This window comes from Kitasatospora sp. NPDC028055 (assembly GCF_040637885.1).
Classification (GTDB): domain Bacteria; phylum Actinomycetota; class Actinomycetes; order Streptomycetales; family Streptomycetaceae; genus Kitasatospora.
The window spans coordinates 1-12,330 of sequence record NZ_JBEZXE010000091.1 but is presented as its reverse complement, the minus strand read 5'-3'; the positions used below and the strand labels follow the sequence as shown (position 1 = coordinate 12,330).

Here is a 12,330-nt window from a genome sequence, read left to right as displayed (position 1 = left end):
CGGATGGGCGGCTAGTTCGGCCTCCTGACATCCAGGAGGCCGGGGGCGGGCCCTTCGTCCGCGGTCCGGGCACGGACGGGCCGAACCGCGGGCACCGACGGACCGGGCACCGACAGGCCGAACAGGCGGGCACCGACGGACCGGGGCCGGCCGGGCACGGACGGCTGAGCACCGCCCCCGCCCGGCCGGCCCCGGCCGACCGCGCTCCTACCAACCGCGCTCCTACCGACCGGCCGCCAGGGCGCCGAGCGTGGCGACCAGCTGCGTCGGGTCGGGCCGGGCGGCGTTCCGCTCGGCGAGCACCCGGGCGGCGGGCCCCACCGAGCCGCCCTCGAGCAGTTCGGTGACGGCCTCGACGACGGACTCGGCGGTGAGCTCGTCGGGCCTGAGCGTCAGGCCCGCCCCGCTCTTGGTGAGCAGTTCGGCGCCGAGCGGCTGGGCGCTGATCTGCGGAACGACCACCTGGGGCACCCCGTTGACGAGGGCGGCCAGGACCGTCCCGGGGCCGCCCTGGCTGATCAGGGCGTCGCAGGTCGGCATCAGCATCGACAGCGGCATCCAGTCGACCACCCGGACCTGCTCGCTCCCGTCGCCGAGCAGCTCCCGGCCGGCCTTGCCGAGCGCCGCCACGATCTCGACGTCGAGGCCGGCCAGCGCCTCGATCGCCAGCAGCGGCGGGCGCAGCACCTCCGGGCCCATGAACTCGCTGGTGGTGCCCCAGGTGATGCAGACCCGCGGCCGTCGCTTCGGCTCGTCCAGCCAGGCCGGGGTGACGGCGGCGCCGTTGTACGGCACGTACCGCGCCTCCTGGCGCTTGGCCATCCGGATCGCGAGCAGTTCCTCGGGACAGGGGTCCACCACGAGGTCCGCGTAGTCCGGGCCGAGTTCGACGTTCCAGGTGTCGAGGAACGCCACCAGGTCCTTGGGCCAGTTCTCGCGCACCGCGCGCTCGGACGTGAGGTCGGCCCACAGCTGGTGCGGCATCGGCCCCCAGGTGTGCAGGACCAGCGGGACCCCGGCGGCCTTGGCGATCGCGGGCGCGGCGAACGCGGCCGGGTCCGCCACCACCAGGTCCGGCTTCCAGTTCCGGGCGAACGGGAGCAGGTCGGCCACCACCGCCTCGGCGATCCGGATGTGCGGCACGACGATCTTCTCGATGCTCGGCGCGGTGCCCGGCGGGGTGCCGCCGCCCGACTCGACGGACTTCTTGAGCTCGCTCATGAAGTCCGGGCCGCGGCCGACCTCGACGGCGGGCAGGCCGGCGGCGGTGACGTCGCCCACCAGCGACGGCTGGACGGCGATCCGCACGTCGTGGCCCGCCGCCCGCAGTGCCCACGCCAGCGGGACCAACGGATAGAGGTGCGACCGGAAGGTGGCCGCGGTGATCAGAACCCGCATGACAGGATCCCTTCGCAGGTGCCGGCGGCCGTCAACTCGGACGACGCCCGATGAGGTGGAACATGCGCGCGGTGGACGGGTAGGGCTGTCGGCCCGCCAGGGCGATCTCCAGCTCCTCCAGCCGGGCGAAGAACTGCGGGTCGTGCTTGATGTCGTTGTCCGCGATGAGGTTGCAGACGTTCATCACGCCGTGCGTGCCGACGACGTCGAGGCCGGACTCGCGGTACAGGCCGGCGATCTCGTCGGCGGTCAGGACGTCGATGTCCTTGCCGTACACCACGTTGGGCTTGGTCCGGGCGTCGACGGCGCGCAGGGCCGCCTCGAGGTCGAGCTCGCGCACCGCGGCCTCCAGCGGCACCGCGTAGGTGTTGGGGCAGACCACGGAGAGCAGGCCGCCCGGCGTGAGCAGGGTCGTGATGCCCCGGAAGACCTCGGCCCGGTCCGACACGTACTGCAGCAGGTTGTGGCAGAGCACCAGGTCGAACTCCTGGCCCGCGAAGAGCTTCGGGACATCGTGCGCGTCGCCCTCGCGGACGTCGACGCGGTCGGTCACCCCGCGTTCCTCGGCGAGCTTGCGCGCCCCGTCGAGGGAGACCGGCGCCACGTCGAAGATCGTCACCCGGTGGCCGGCCAGCGCGAGCCGGACACCCTCCTTGCCGTTGCCGCCCGCGACGTCCAGCACGCGCAGCGGTCCGTCGCCCAGGTGGCGGGCCAGGTTGGCCGCCACCACCGAATAGCGCAGCTGCCCCCACGGGGTTTCCTGCCAGTTCTGGAAATTGGCAAGGCGCTCGTCGAAAACCGCATTGTCGACCGCGCCGACGCTCTCGGCCATGCTACCTCCGGGGTGCGCTGGACGACCGGGCGCTCGCCCGGCCGGGAACCTTGGTGATCTCCCAACGGATATCCCGGCCGACTGAAGTACCCCTAAAACCGGAGGGCTCGGCCGAGCTTTAGGACACCTTTAGCCGGACGCCCGAAACTCGGCCTGTCCATGTGCACCGCCCGGCGGTTGTCGGCACGCCATCCGAGCCGCCGCCGACCACCGTACCCCTCGATCTGGAGACGCGTAATGATAAATGTGACCCAGCCAAGTATCGGGGCGGAGGAACTCGCCGCGATCAGCGCCGTGTTCGACAGCAAGTGGCTCGGGTACGGGCCGCGGACCGAGGAGTTCGAGGAGCTGTTCGCGCAGCACCTCGGAGTCTCGGCCGACCACGTGCTGTTCCTCAACTCGGCGACCTCCGGGCTGTTCCTCACCATGGACCTGCTCGGCGTCGGGCCGGGCGACGAGGTCGTGCTGCCGTCGAACGGCTTCATCGCGAACGCCAACTGCGTGGTCGACGCCGGCGCCCGTCCGGTGTTCTGCGACATCGACGAGGAAACCCTCAACCCCCGGGTCGAGGACGTCCTCGCCGTGCTCACCCCCCGGACCAAGGCCGTGATCGTCCTGCACTACGGGGGCTACCCCGGCGAGGTGGAGAAGATCGCCGCGCTCTGCGCGGAGCGCGGCGTGGCCCTCATCGAGGACGCGGCCGTGTCGGTCGCCTCCAGCGCGCACGGCCGCCGGTGCGGCACCTTCGGGGACTACGGCATCTGGAGCTTCGACGCCCGCAAGGTCATCACCACCGGGGACGGCGGCATGCTGTACGTCCGGGACCCGGAGGGGGCCCGCCGGGCGCGCCGCCTCGCCTACCACGGCCTGGAGGACCGCAGTTCGTTCACCACCGCCGCCAAGTCCAAGCACCTGTGGTGGAGTTTCGAGGTGGAGGACATCGGGCGGCGCCTGGTCGGCAACGACATGACCGCCGCGATGGGCATGGTGCAGTTGCGCAGGCTCGGCGGGTTCGTCGAGCGGCGGCGCGCCATCGCCCAGCGGTACGACCGGGCGCTGGCCGACGTGCCGGGGGTCCGCACCCCGTGTGCCGTGCCGCCGGGCCACGAGTCGACCCACTACTTCTACTGGCTGCGGTTCGACTCCCAGGAGATCCGCGACGGGGTCAGCGAGGACCTGCTCGCCCAGGGGATCTACACCTCCTGGCGCTACTACCCGCTGCACCGGGTCCAGCGGTACGGCGCCACGCAGACCGTGCTGCCGGTCACCGACATCGTGTCGGACACCGCCCTGCTGCTGCCCGCGCACCAGGACCTGCTCGACGAGGAGGTCGACCTGGTCGCGCGCGAGGTCATCAAGTCGGTCGAGTCCCGCCGCTGACCCGCCCTAGCCGGGGGCAAGACCGGTTTTAGCGGACCCGGCGACCGTGAACAGGACAACGTCCGAACGGCCGCGACCGACCATGTGAACGACCGAAAAACGCTCGCTCCCAGTACTCAGACGCCCGATCCCAGGTAGCAGAGGTGCCGCCCGTGAAGGGAATAATTCTGGCCGGGGGAACAGGCTCTCGGCTCCATCCGCTGACCGTCGCCTTCTCCAAACAATTGCTCCCGGTGTACGACAAGCCCATGATCTACTATCCGCTGTCCACGCTGATGCTCGGCGGGATACGGGAATTCCTCGTCATCACCACCCCCACCGACGCCCCGATGTTCCGGAAGGTCCTCGGCGACGGCGCGGAACTCGGACTGGACATCACCTACGCCCAGCAGTGGCAGCCCGCCGGAATCGCCGACGCCCTCCGGATCGGCGCCGACTTCATCGGCACCGGACCGGTCTCGCTCATCCTGGGCGACAACATCTTCTCCAGCCCGAACCTGCCGGGCCTGCTCACCGGCAGCCTGGCCGAGGCCGACGGCGCCACCCTGTTCGGACACACCGTGCCGGACCCGCGCCCCTACGGCGTCGCCGAGAAGGACGCCGCAGGACGCCTGATCGGCCTGGAGGAGAAGCCGGCCCAGCCGCGCGGCTCCGAGATCGTGACGGGCCTGTACGTCTACTCCGGCGACGTCGTCGACGTGGTACGCGACATCACCCCGTCGGCACGCGGCGAACTGGAGATCACCGACGTCAACCGCGCCTACCTCGCCCAGGGCCGCGCCCGCATCCACTCGCTGGACAGCGGCACCAGGTGGCTGGACGCGGGCACGTACGACGGCCTGCTCGACGCGGCCGCCTTCGTCCGGGCCGAGGAGCAGCGCGGCGTACGGCTCGGCTGCCTGGAGGAGATCGCGCTCAACCTCGGGTACATCGACGCGGACACCTGCTACGCGCTGGGCAGCAAGCACCAGAAGTCCGGCTACGGCCGGTACGTCATGGCGATATCGGGCAAGACCGACTGAGACGGGTACTGGGACATGTCGTCGAACCAACGCGTGGTGGTCACCGGGGGTGCCGGGTTCATCGGGTCGCACTACGTGCGGCAGATGCTCACCGGCGCCTACCCGGCGTTCGCCGACGCCCGGGTCACCGTCCTGGACAAGCTGACCTATGCCGGGAACACCGAGAACCTGGCGCCGGTCTCGGCCGACCGCCGGTTCGAGCTGGTGGTCGGCGACATCTGCGACGCGGGGCTGCTCACCGAAGTGCTGCCGGGCGCGGACGTCGTCGTGCACTTCGCGGCGGAGTCCCACGTCGACCGCTCGATCAGTCGCCCCGACGACTTCGTGCAGACCAACGTGCAGGGCACCCACACCCTGCTCCAGGCCTGCCTGGACGCGGGCGTCGGACGGGTCGTGCAGGTGTCCACCGACGAGGTGTACGGCTCGATCGAGGCCGGCTCCTGGACGGAGGACCAGCCGCTGGAGCCCAACTCGCCGTACTCGGCCTCCAAGGCGAGTGCCGACCTGCTCGCCCGCGCCTACCACCGCACCCACGGGCTGTCGGTCTCCGTGACCCGGTGCTCGAACAACTACGGCCCGTACCAGTTCCCGGAGAAGGTCGTCCCACTGTTCGTCACCAACCTGCTGGAGGGCCTGCCCGTCCCGCTGTACGGCGACGGCGGGAACGTCCGGGACTGGCTGCACGTCGACGACCACTGCCGCGCGGTCCAGCTCGTGCTGGAGGGCGGCCGGCCCGGCGAGGTCTACAACATCGGCGGCGGCACCGAGCTCTCCAACCGCGACCTGACCGTCCGGCTGCTGAAGGAGCTGGGCGCGGACTGGTCCGCCGTCCGGCAGGTCGCCGACCGTCCGGGACACGACCGGCGCTACTCGGTCGACTGGACGAAGATCCGCACCGAACTGGGGTACCGGCCGCGCATCGGCCTGGAGTCGGGGCTGTCCGACACGGTCCGCTGGTACCGCGACAACCGGTCCTGGTGGGAACCGCTGAAGAAGTAGCGGCCGGCCGCGGGCCACGCCCGGGCCGGCCGGAAGCACCGAACGCCGATGACCGCCGACGGAAAGAGTACGGAGCACACCATGTCCACACCGACGGCACACCAGGCCCCGCCAACGGGGCTCCACGAACCGGTGACCCCCGCGGGCCGCGCCCTGGTCGACCGGCTCGCCGGCTACCTGCCGCAGATCCGGGCCACCGCGGCGGAACACGACCGCACCGGCACCTTCCCCACCGCGATCTTCGACGCCTTCCGCAAGGACGGCCTGATGGGCGCGACGGTGCCGGCCGAACTCGGCGGTCTGGGGGTGGATCGGCTGTACGACGTCGCCACCGCGCTCGTACGCGTGGGCCACGCCGACGCCTCCACCGCGCTCGCGCTGCACATGCAGTTCAGCCGGGGCATCACCCTCGGCTACGAGTGGCGGCACGGCGGCCCGGCGGCCCGCGCCCTCGCCGAACGGCTGCTGCGGATGATGGTCGCCGGCGAGGCCGTCGTGTGCTCGGGCATCAAGGACCACCACACGGCGGTCACCCGGCTGACTCCCGACGGTGCGGGCGGCTGGCGGCTGTCCGGCCGCAAGACCCTGGTGAGCATGGGGCCGATCGGCACCCACTTCGTCATCAACGCGAAGACGGAACTGCCCGGCGAGGCGCCCCGGTTGGTGTCCCCGGTGGTCACCCGCGACACTCCCGGGTTCAGCGTGCTGGACAACTGGGACGGCCTGGGGATGCGGGCCTCCGGCACCGTCGACATCGTCTTCGACGACTGTCCGATCCCGGCCGAGGACGTCTTCGTCCGCGACCTGGTCGGCGCCCGCAACGACGCGGTGCTCGCCGGGCAGACGGTCAGCTCGATCGGGATGTTGGGCGCCTACGTCGGTGTCGCGCAGGCCGCCTACGACCTGGCGGTGGCCGCGCTCGTACGCCGCTCGGAGCCGGCGCCCGCCGCCGCGCGCACCCTGGTCGCCGAACTGAGCGCCCGCCTCTACGCGCTGCGCGCCACCGCCGCCACCGCACTCACCACGGCCGACGCCCGCAGCGCGGACCTGGGCGGGGACCCCGCCGAGCGCGGCCGGCAGATGATGCAGCCGTTCCAGTGCGCCAAGTTGATCGTCAACCAGCTCGCCCCCGGAATCGTGAACGACTGCCTCACCCTGGTCGGCGGCGCGTCGTTCACCGCGGCCCACCCGCTGTCCCGGCTCTACCGGGACGTGCGGGCCGGCGGGTTCATGCAGCCGTACGCCTACGCCGACGCCGTGGACTTCCTGAGCACCCAGGCGCTCGGCATCGAGCGGGACAACGACTACATGAGCGCCTGGGCGACCCGCGCCACCAAGGACGGAAAATCCGTGGATGCTCCGCATCCTGCCCCGATGTCACGGTGAGGATCATGACGACTCGTGTATGGGATTACCTTCCGGAGTACCGGGAGGAGAAGGCGGACCTGCTCGCGGCCGTCGAGACGGTGCTGGAGTCCGGACAGCTGATCCTCGGCAGAAGCGTGCACGGCTTCGAGGCCGAGTTCGCGCAGTACCACGGCCTGGCGCAGTGCGTCGGCGTCGACAACGGGACCAACGCCCTCAAACTGGCGCTCCAGGCGCTCGGCGTCGGCCCCGGCGACGAGGTGATCACCGTCTCGAACACCGCGGCGCCCACCGTGCTCGCCATCGACGGCACCGGCGCGACACCGGTCTTCGTCGACGTCCGCGAGGAGGACTTCCTCATGGACACCGAGCAGGTCGCCGCCGCGATCACCCCGCGCACCAAGGTCCTGCTGCCGGTCCACCTGTACGGCCAGTGCGTCGACATGGAGCCGCTGCGGCGGCTGGCGTCGGAGCACGGGCTGGCGATCCTGGAGGACTGCGCGCAGGCCCACGGCGCCCGCCAGAACGGCCGGCTCGCCGGGACGATGGGCGACATCGCCGCGTTCTCCTTCTACCCGACGAAGGTGCTCGGCGCCTACGGCGACGGCGGAGCCGTCCTCACCGACGACCCGGACCTCGCCAAGGACCTGCGCCAGTTGCGCTACTACGGCATGGACAAGGTCTACTACGTCGTCCGGACCCCCGGGCACAACTGCCGGCTCGACGAACTCCAGGCCGAGATCCTGCGCACCAAGCTGCCCCGGCTCGACACCTACGTCTCGCGCCGCCGGGAGATCGCCCGCCGCTACCAGGAGGGACTGGGCGACCTCACCGGACCGGGCGGCCTGCTCCTGCCCGCCGTCGCCCCCGGCAACGAACACGTCTACTACGTCTACGTCGCGCGCCACCCGCGCCGCGACGAGATCATCGACCGGCTCAAGCAGCACGACATCGAGCTGAACATCAGCTACCCGTGGCCCGTCCACACCATGAGCGGGTTCGCCAAGCTCGGCTACGCCCCGGGCTCGCTGCCGGTCACCGAACGCCTCGCCGACGAGGTCTTCTCCCTGCCCATGTACCCGTCACTGCCCCCGGATCTCCAGGACAAGGTCATCAGCGCGCTGCGCGAGGTACTGACGGAGCTCTGACTCACCGCGAAGGAGTTCGATCATGACCGATCCAGCCGATGTGACCGCACCGGTCGCCTGCCGCGTCTGCGGCGGCGAGGTGACGGAGTTCCTCGACCTGGGCCGCCAACCCCTGTCCGACCGGTTCCTCGAACCCGGCCGCACGGACGGCGAGTTCTTCTACCGGCTCGCCGTCGGCCAGTGCGGCGGCTGCCGCATGGTCCAGCTGACCGAGGAGGTCCCCCGGGACCTGATGTTCCACGAGGAGTACCCGTACCACTCGTCGGGCTCCTCCGTCATGCGCGAGCACTTCGCCGGCCTCGCGCAGCGCCTGCTCGACACCGAACTCACCGGGCCCGACCCGTTCGTGGTGGAGATCGGCTGCAACGACGGCATCATGCTGAAGGCCGTCCAGGACGCGGGCGTGCGCCACCTCGGGTTCGAACCCTCCACCGGCGTCGCCAAGGTGGCGCAGGCGAAGGGGGTGCGGGTGCGCACCGACTTCTTCGAGGAGGCCACCGCCTCGGCCGTCCACGCCGCCGAGGGCCCGGCGGACGTCATCTACGCCGCCAACACCATGTGCCACATCCCGTACCTGGAGTCGGTGTTCCGCGGCGTCGACGCGCTGCTCTCGCCCGACGGCGTGTTCGTGTTCGAGGACCCGTACCTCGGCGACGTGGTCGCCAAGACGTCCTTCGACCAGATCTACGACGAGCACTTCTTCGTGTTCTCGGCCGGCTCCGTGCAGGCCGCCGCCCAGCGGTTCGGCTTCGAACTGGTGGACGTCGACCGCCTGCCCGTGCACGGCGGCGAGGTGCGGTACTGGCTCGCCCGCCAGGGCGCCCGCACCCCGTCCGAGGCCGTCGGCCGGTTGCTCGCCGAGGAGGCCGCGCAGCAGCTCGGCGAACTCGCCACCCTGCGGGCGTTCGCGGCGAACGTCACCGCGATCCGGGACGACCTGTTGGCGCTGCTGACCCGGCTGCGGGCGGAGGGCCGCACCGTGGTCGGATACGGCGCGACCGCGAAGAGCGCCACGGTGACGAACTTCTGCGGGATCGGCCCCGATCTCGTCCAGTTCGTCTGCGACACCACGCCGGACAAGCAGAACCGCCTGACGCCGGGCATGCACATCCCGGTCCGGCCGCCGGCGGCCTTCAGCGACTCCTACCCGGACTACGCGCTGCTGTTCGCCTGGAACCACGCCGAGGAGATCATGGCCAAGGAGCAGGAGTTCCAGCAGGCCGGTGGCCGCTGGATCCTGTACGTGCCCGAAGTCCACGTGATCTGACGGCGGAACACCCGGCCGCGGCGGACACCGGGCGCGCGAAGCGCCCGTGCTGTCCGCCGCGGCTTTCCGCTGTCGCACGCGGCTCGGCACCGCCCCGAATTCCCGTCCCGCGCCCCCGCGGGCACTCCGCTCTTAGGACCGTTTAAGGCCTGTTGACCATGATTTCCTGACGGGCCCGGAAGTGCCGGTCCGCCGCCACCGTCCGGAACGGAGAACGGAATTCCATGTATCTGGAGAATCTCCACGAGGTCTGCCACACCACGGTGCACCGCGAGACCCGGCCCGGAGTCGGGCACCACCTGACGTTCACCGAGGAGCTCTACGACGCGGACGGCACGCTGGTGTCCACGTCGGAGGGCATGGCGGTGGTCTACGGCAACCCCGCGGACGGCAGCCTGATGCAGCTGATGACCGCCACCGAGACGCTCGCCGACGGGGTCATCAGCTGGACCGGCCCGGTCGCCCAGGAGGACCCGAACGGCACCGAGTTCCGCGTCAACAGTTTCCCCGCGATCGGCGTCAGCGGGCGCTACGCCGGAAAGACGGGAACGCGGACGTTCAAGTTCGTCGAACGGCCCGACGAGCACACCACGATCTGCGTGGCGACCATTTCCATGGAGGACTGAGCCGCACGGTTCCGGCGTTTCCCCGAGCGGCGAGGAAATGACCTGGCCGCTCGGTTTCCCCATGTCACCCGACGATGTTCAGCTGTACGAGGAAGGCGGCCAGGACCCATGCCCGACGACTTCACCGTCCCCGGGGGAGCCCTCCCCGAACAGGGCGCCGCGATCGCCATCGTCGGACTGTCCTGCCGCCTGCCCCAGGCACCGGACCCGGCCGCGTTCTGGCAGCTGCTCACGGACGGGCGCAGCGCCGTCTCGGCGACCCCGCCCGACCGCTGGCGCGGCGAGGCCGGCCGGACCGCCGGGCTCCGGCACGGCGCGTTCCTCGACGGCGTCGACCGGTTCGACGCGGCCTTCTTCGGCATCTCGCCCCGCGAGGCGGCGAGCATGGACCCGCAGCAGCGACTCATGCTCGAACTCGCCTGGGAATCCCTCGAAGACGCGATGACCGTCCCCGCCGACCTGGCCGGCCGGGCGGTCGGCGTCTTCGTCGGAGCCATCGGTGACGACTACGCCGCCCTGCTGCACGACCACGGCCCCGAAGCCGTCGACCAGCACTCGCTGACCGGCACCAGCCGCGGCATCATCGCCAACCGGATCTCCTACGCCCTCGGGCTGCGCGGACCGAGCCTCACCGTGGACGCCGCGCAGGCCTCGGCGCTGGTCGCGGTGCACCTGGCCTGCGAGAGCCTGCTGTCCGGTGAGTCGGACGTGGCGATGGCCGGCGGCGTCAACCTCAACCTCGCGACGGCGACCGCGGTGGAGACCGAACGGTTCGGCGGACTCTCGCCGGACGGCCGCTGCTACACCTTCGACGCCCGCGCCAACGGCTACGTCCGGGGCGAGGGCGGCGGCTTCGTCGTCCTCAAGCCGCTCGCCCGGGCGGTGGCCGACGGCGACCGGATCTACTGCGTGATCCGCGGCTCCGCGATGAACAACGACGGGGCGACGGACGGCCTGACCGTGCCCAGCGCCGACGCCCAGCGGGACGTCATGCGCCTGGCCCACGACCGGGCCGGCCTCGCCCCCGGCTCCGTCCAGTACGTGGAACTCCACGGCACCGGCACCAAGGTGGGCGACCCGGTCGAGGCCGCCTCGGTGAGCGCCGCGCTCGCCACCGCCCGCACGGACGGGCCGCTGCAGGTCGGCTCCGCCAAGACCAACGTCGGCCACCTGGAGGGCGCGGCGGGGATCGTCGGCCTGATCAAGACCGCGCTCAGCGTGCGGCACCGCCGGCTCCCGGCCAGCCTGAACTACGAGACGCCCAACCCGATGATCGACCCGGTCGCGCTCAACATCGAGGTGCGCACGGAGCCGGGGCCGTGGCCGCGGCCGGACGCGCCGCTGGTCGCGGGGGTCAACTCGTTCGGCATGGGCGGTACCAACTGCCACGTGGTGGTCACCGAGCCGCCCCGGACGGCCGGGGAGCCGGTCGTGGACCCGGCACCGGAGGCGGAGCCCGCGACCGGGGCCCGGGCGACGGCCGGGGCAGGGGCCGCCGACGGGCGGGTCGTGCCGTGGGTGCTGTCGGCACGGGACCGGACCGCGCTGCGCGCGCAGGCCGCCGCCCTGCGGACCGCCGTCGAGGAGCGGCGGCTCGACCCCGTCGAGGTCGGCTGGTCACTGCTGACCACGCGCTCGTCGTTCGAGCACCGCGCCGTCGTCCTGGGCTCCGACCGCGAGGAACTCCTCGACGGCCTGGCGGCGGTGGCCGGCGAGGACCCGGCGCCCCTGGCGGTGACCGGCCGGACCACCGGTGTTCCGGGGAAGACGGTGTTCGTGTTCCCCGGCCACGGCACCCAATGGCCCGGCATGGGCCTCGCCCTGATGGACACCTCACCCGTGTTCGCCGAACACCTCCACGCCTGCGACCAAGCCCTCAGGCCCCACACCGGCTGGTCCCTCCTCGACGTCCTGCGCGCCGAACCAGGCGCCCCCGACCTCAACCGCGTCGACGTCGTCCAACCCGCCATCTTCGCCGTCACCGTCGCCCTCGCCCGCACCTGGCAACACCACGGCATCCACCCCGACGCCGTCATCGGCCACTCCCAAGGCGAAATAGCCGCCGCCCACATCGCCGGCGCCCTCACCCTCCACGACGCCGCCCGCACCATCACCCACCGCGGCCTCATCGCCCACACCATCACCGACACCGGCGGCATGGCCGCCATCCCCCTCCCCCCCGACCAGATCACCCCCCTTCCCCCCGGCCTCACCATCGCCGCCCACAACTCCCCCCACAACACCGTCGTCTCCGGCGACCTCACCACCCTCCACACCCTCATCACCCACTACC

The 12,330-nt window shown here is 71.5% G+C and carries 10 protein-coding genes; 8 read left to right on the top strand and 2 right to left on the bottom strand.

Annotation, left to right across the window (positions count from 1 at the left end):
- Window positions 1-222: 222 nt before the first annotated feature.
- Together AB0F71_RS39420 and AB0F71_RS39415 are read right to left on the bottom strand one after the other, a co-directional pair.
- The gene (locus AB0F71_RS39420) at window positions 223-1,398 is read right to left on the bottom strand and encodes a nucleotide disphospho-sugar-binding domain-containing protein (RefSeq protein WP_360246006.1); all 1,176 of its coding nucleotides are present in this window, start codon (window positions 1,396-1,398) and stop codon (window positions 223-225) included.
- Window positions 1,399-1,429: 31 nt separating this feature from the next.
- Window positions 1,430-2,230: a methyltransferase domain-containing protein gene (locus tag AB0F71_RS39415; RefSeq protein ID WP_360246003.1), complete on the bottom strand. Its 801-nt coding sequence runs from the start codon at window positions 2,228-2,230 to the stop codon at window positions 1,430-1,432.
- A 237-nt stretch (window positions 2,231-2,467) separates the two neighbouring features.
- On the opposite strand from AB0F71_RS39415, the gene AB0F71_RS39410 reads away from it, so the two are divergent.
- The 8 genes from AB0F71_RS39410 to AB0F71_RS39375 all read left to right on the top strand — a co-directional run.
- On the top strand, window positions 2,468-3,610 hold the full coding sequence (locus tag AB0F71_RS39410; RefSeq protein WP_360246000.1) for a DegT/DnrJ/EryC1/StrS family aminotransferase: 1,143 nt from the start codon (window positions 2,468-2,470) through the stop codon (window positions 3,608-3,610).
- Window positions 3,611-3,753: 143 nt separating this feature from the next.
- Window positions 3,754-4,632: a glucose-1-phosphate thymidylyltransferase RfbA gene (gene rfbA, locus AB0F71_RS39405; protein WP_360245997.1), complete on the top strand. Its 879-nt coding sequence runs from the start codon at window positions 3,754-3,756 to the stop codon at window positions 4,630-4,632.
- A 15-nt stretch (window positions 4,633-4,647) separates the two neighbouring features.
- On the top strand, window positions 4,648-5,631 hold the full coding sequence (gene rfbB / locus AB0F71_RS39400) for a dTDP-glucose 4,6-dehydratase (protein ID WP_360245994.1): 984 nt from the start codon (window positions 4,648-4,650) through the stop codon (window positions 5,629-5,631).
- 81 nt (window positions 5,632-5,712) lie between these two features.
- On the top strand, window positions 5,713-7,017 hold the full coding sequence (locus AB0F71_RS39395) for an acyl-CoA dehydrogenase family protein (RefSeq protein WP_360245991.1): 1,305 nt from the start codon (window positions 5,713-5,715) through the stop codon (window positions 7,015-7,017).
- A 5-nt stretch (window positions 7,018-7,022) separates the two neighbouring features.
- Window positions 7,023-8,144: a DegT/DnrJ/EryC1/StrS family aminotransferase gene (locus AB0F71_RS39390; RefSeq protein WP_360245988.1), complete on the top strand. Its 1,122-nt coding sequence runs from the start codon at window positions 7,023-7,025 to the stop codon at window positions 8,142-8,144.
- 22 nt (window positions 8,145-8,166) lie between these two features.
- Window positions 8,167-9,411, top strand: coding sequence for a class I SAM-dependent methyltransferase (locus tag AB0F71_RS39385; RefSeq protein WP_360245985.1), 1,245 nt, complete (start codon window positions 8,167-8,169; stop codon window positions 9,409-9,411).
- A 224-nt stretch (window positions 9,412-9,635) separates the two neighbouring features.
- The gene (locus tag AB0F71_RS39380) at window positions 9,636-10,037 is read left to right on the top strand and encodes a hypothetical protein (RefSeq protein ID WP_360245982.1); all 402 of its coding nucleotides are present in this window, start codon (window positions 9,636-9,638) and stop codon (window positions 10,035-10,037) included.
- A 108-nt stretch (window positions 10,038-10,145) separates the two neighbouring features.
- Window positions 10,146-12,330 (top strand): type I polyketide synthase (locus tag AB0F71_RS39375; RefSeq protein ID WP_360245979.1); only part of this gene is annotated, 2,185 nt, incomplete at its 3' end.

Excerpts from the sequence above, each read along its gene's own strand:
- AB0F71_RS39380 (WP_360245982.1), top strand. The coding sequence starts at position 9,636 with ATGTATCTGGAGAATCTCCACGAGGTCTGCCACACCACGGTGCACCGC.
- AB0F71_RS39415 (WP_360246003.1), bottom strand. The coding sequence starts at position 2,230 with ATGGCCGAGAGCGTCGGCGCGGTCGACAATGCGGTTTTCGACGAGCGC.
- AB0F71_RS39395 (WP_360245991.1), top strand. The coding sequence starts at position 5,713 with ATGTCCACACCGACGGCACACCAGGCCCCGCCAACGGGGCTCCACGAA.
- AB0F71_RS39420 (WP_360246006.1), bottom strand. The coding sequence starts at position 1,398 with ATGCGGGTTCTGATCACCGCGGCCACCTTCCGGTCGCACCTCTATCCG.
- AB0F71_RS39385 (WP_360245985.1), top strand. The coding sequence starts at position 8,167 with ATGACCGATCCAGCCGATGTGACCGCACCGGTCGCCTGCCGCGTCTGC.
- rfbB (WP_360245994.1), top strand. The coding sequence starts at position 4,648 with ATGTCGTCGAACCAACGCGTGGTGGTCACCGGGGGTGCCGGGTTCATC.
- AB0F71_RS39390 (WP_360245988.1), top strand. The coding sequence starts at position 7,023 with ATGACGACTCGTGTATGGGATTACCTTCCGGAGTACCGGGAGGAGAAG.
- AB0F71_RS39410 (WP_360246000.1), top strand. The coding sequence starts at position 2,468 with ATGATAAATGTGACCCAGCCAAGTATCGGGGCGGAGGAACTCGCCGCG.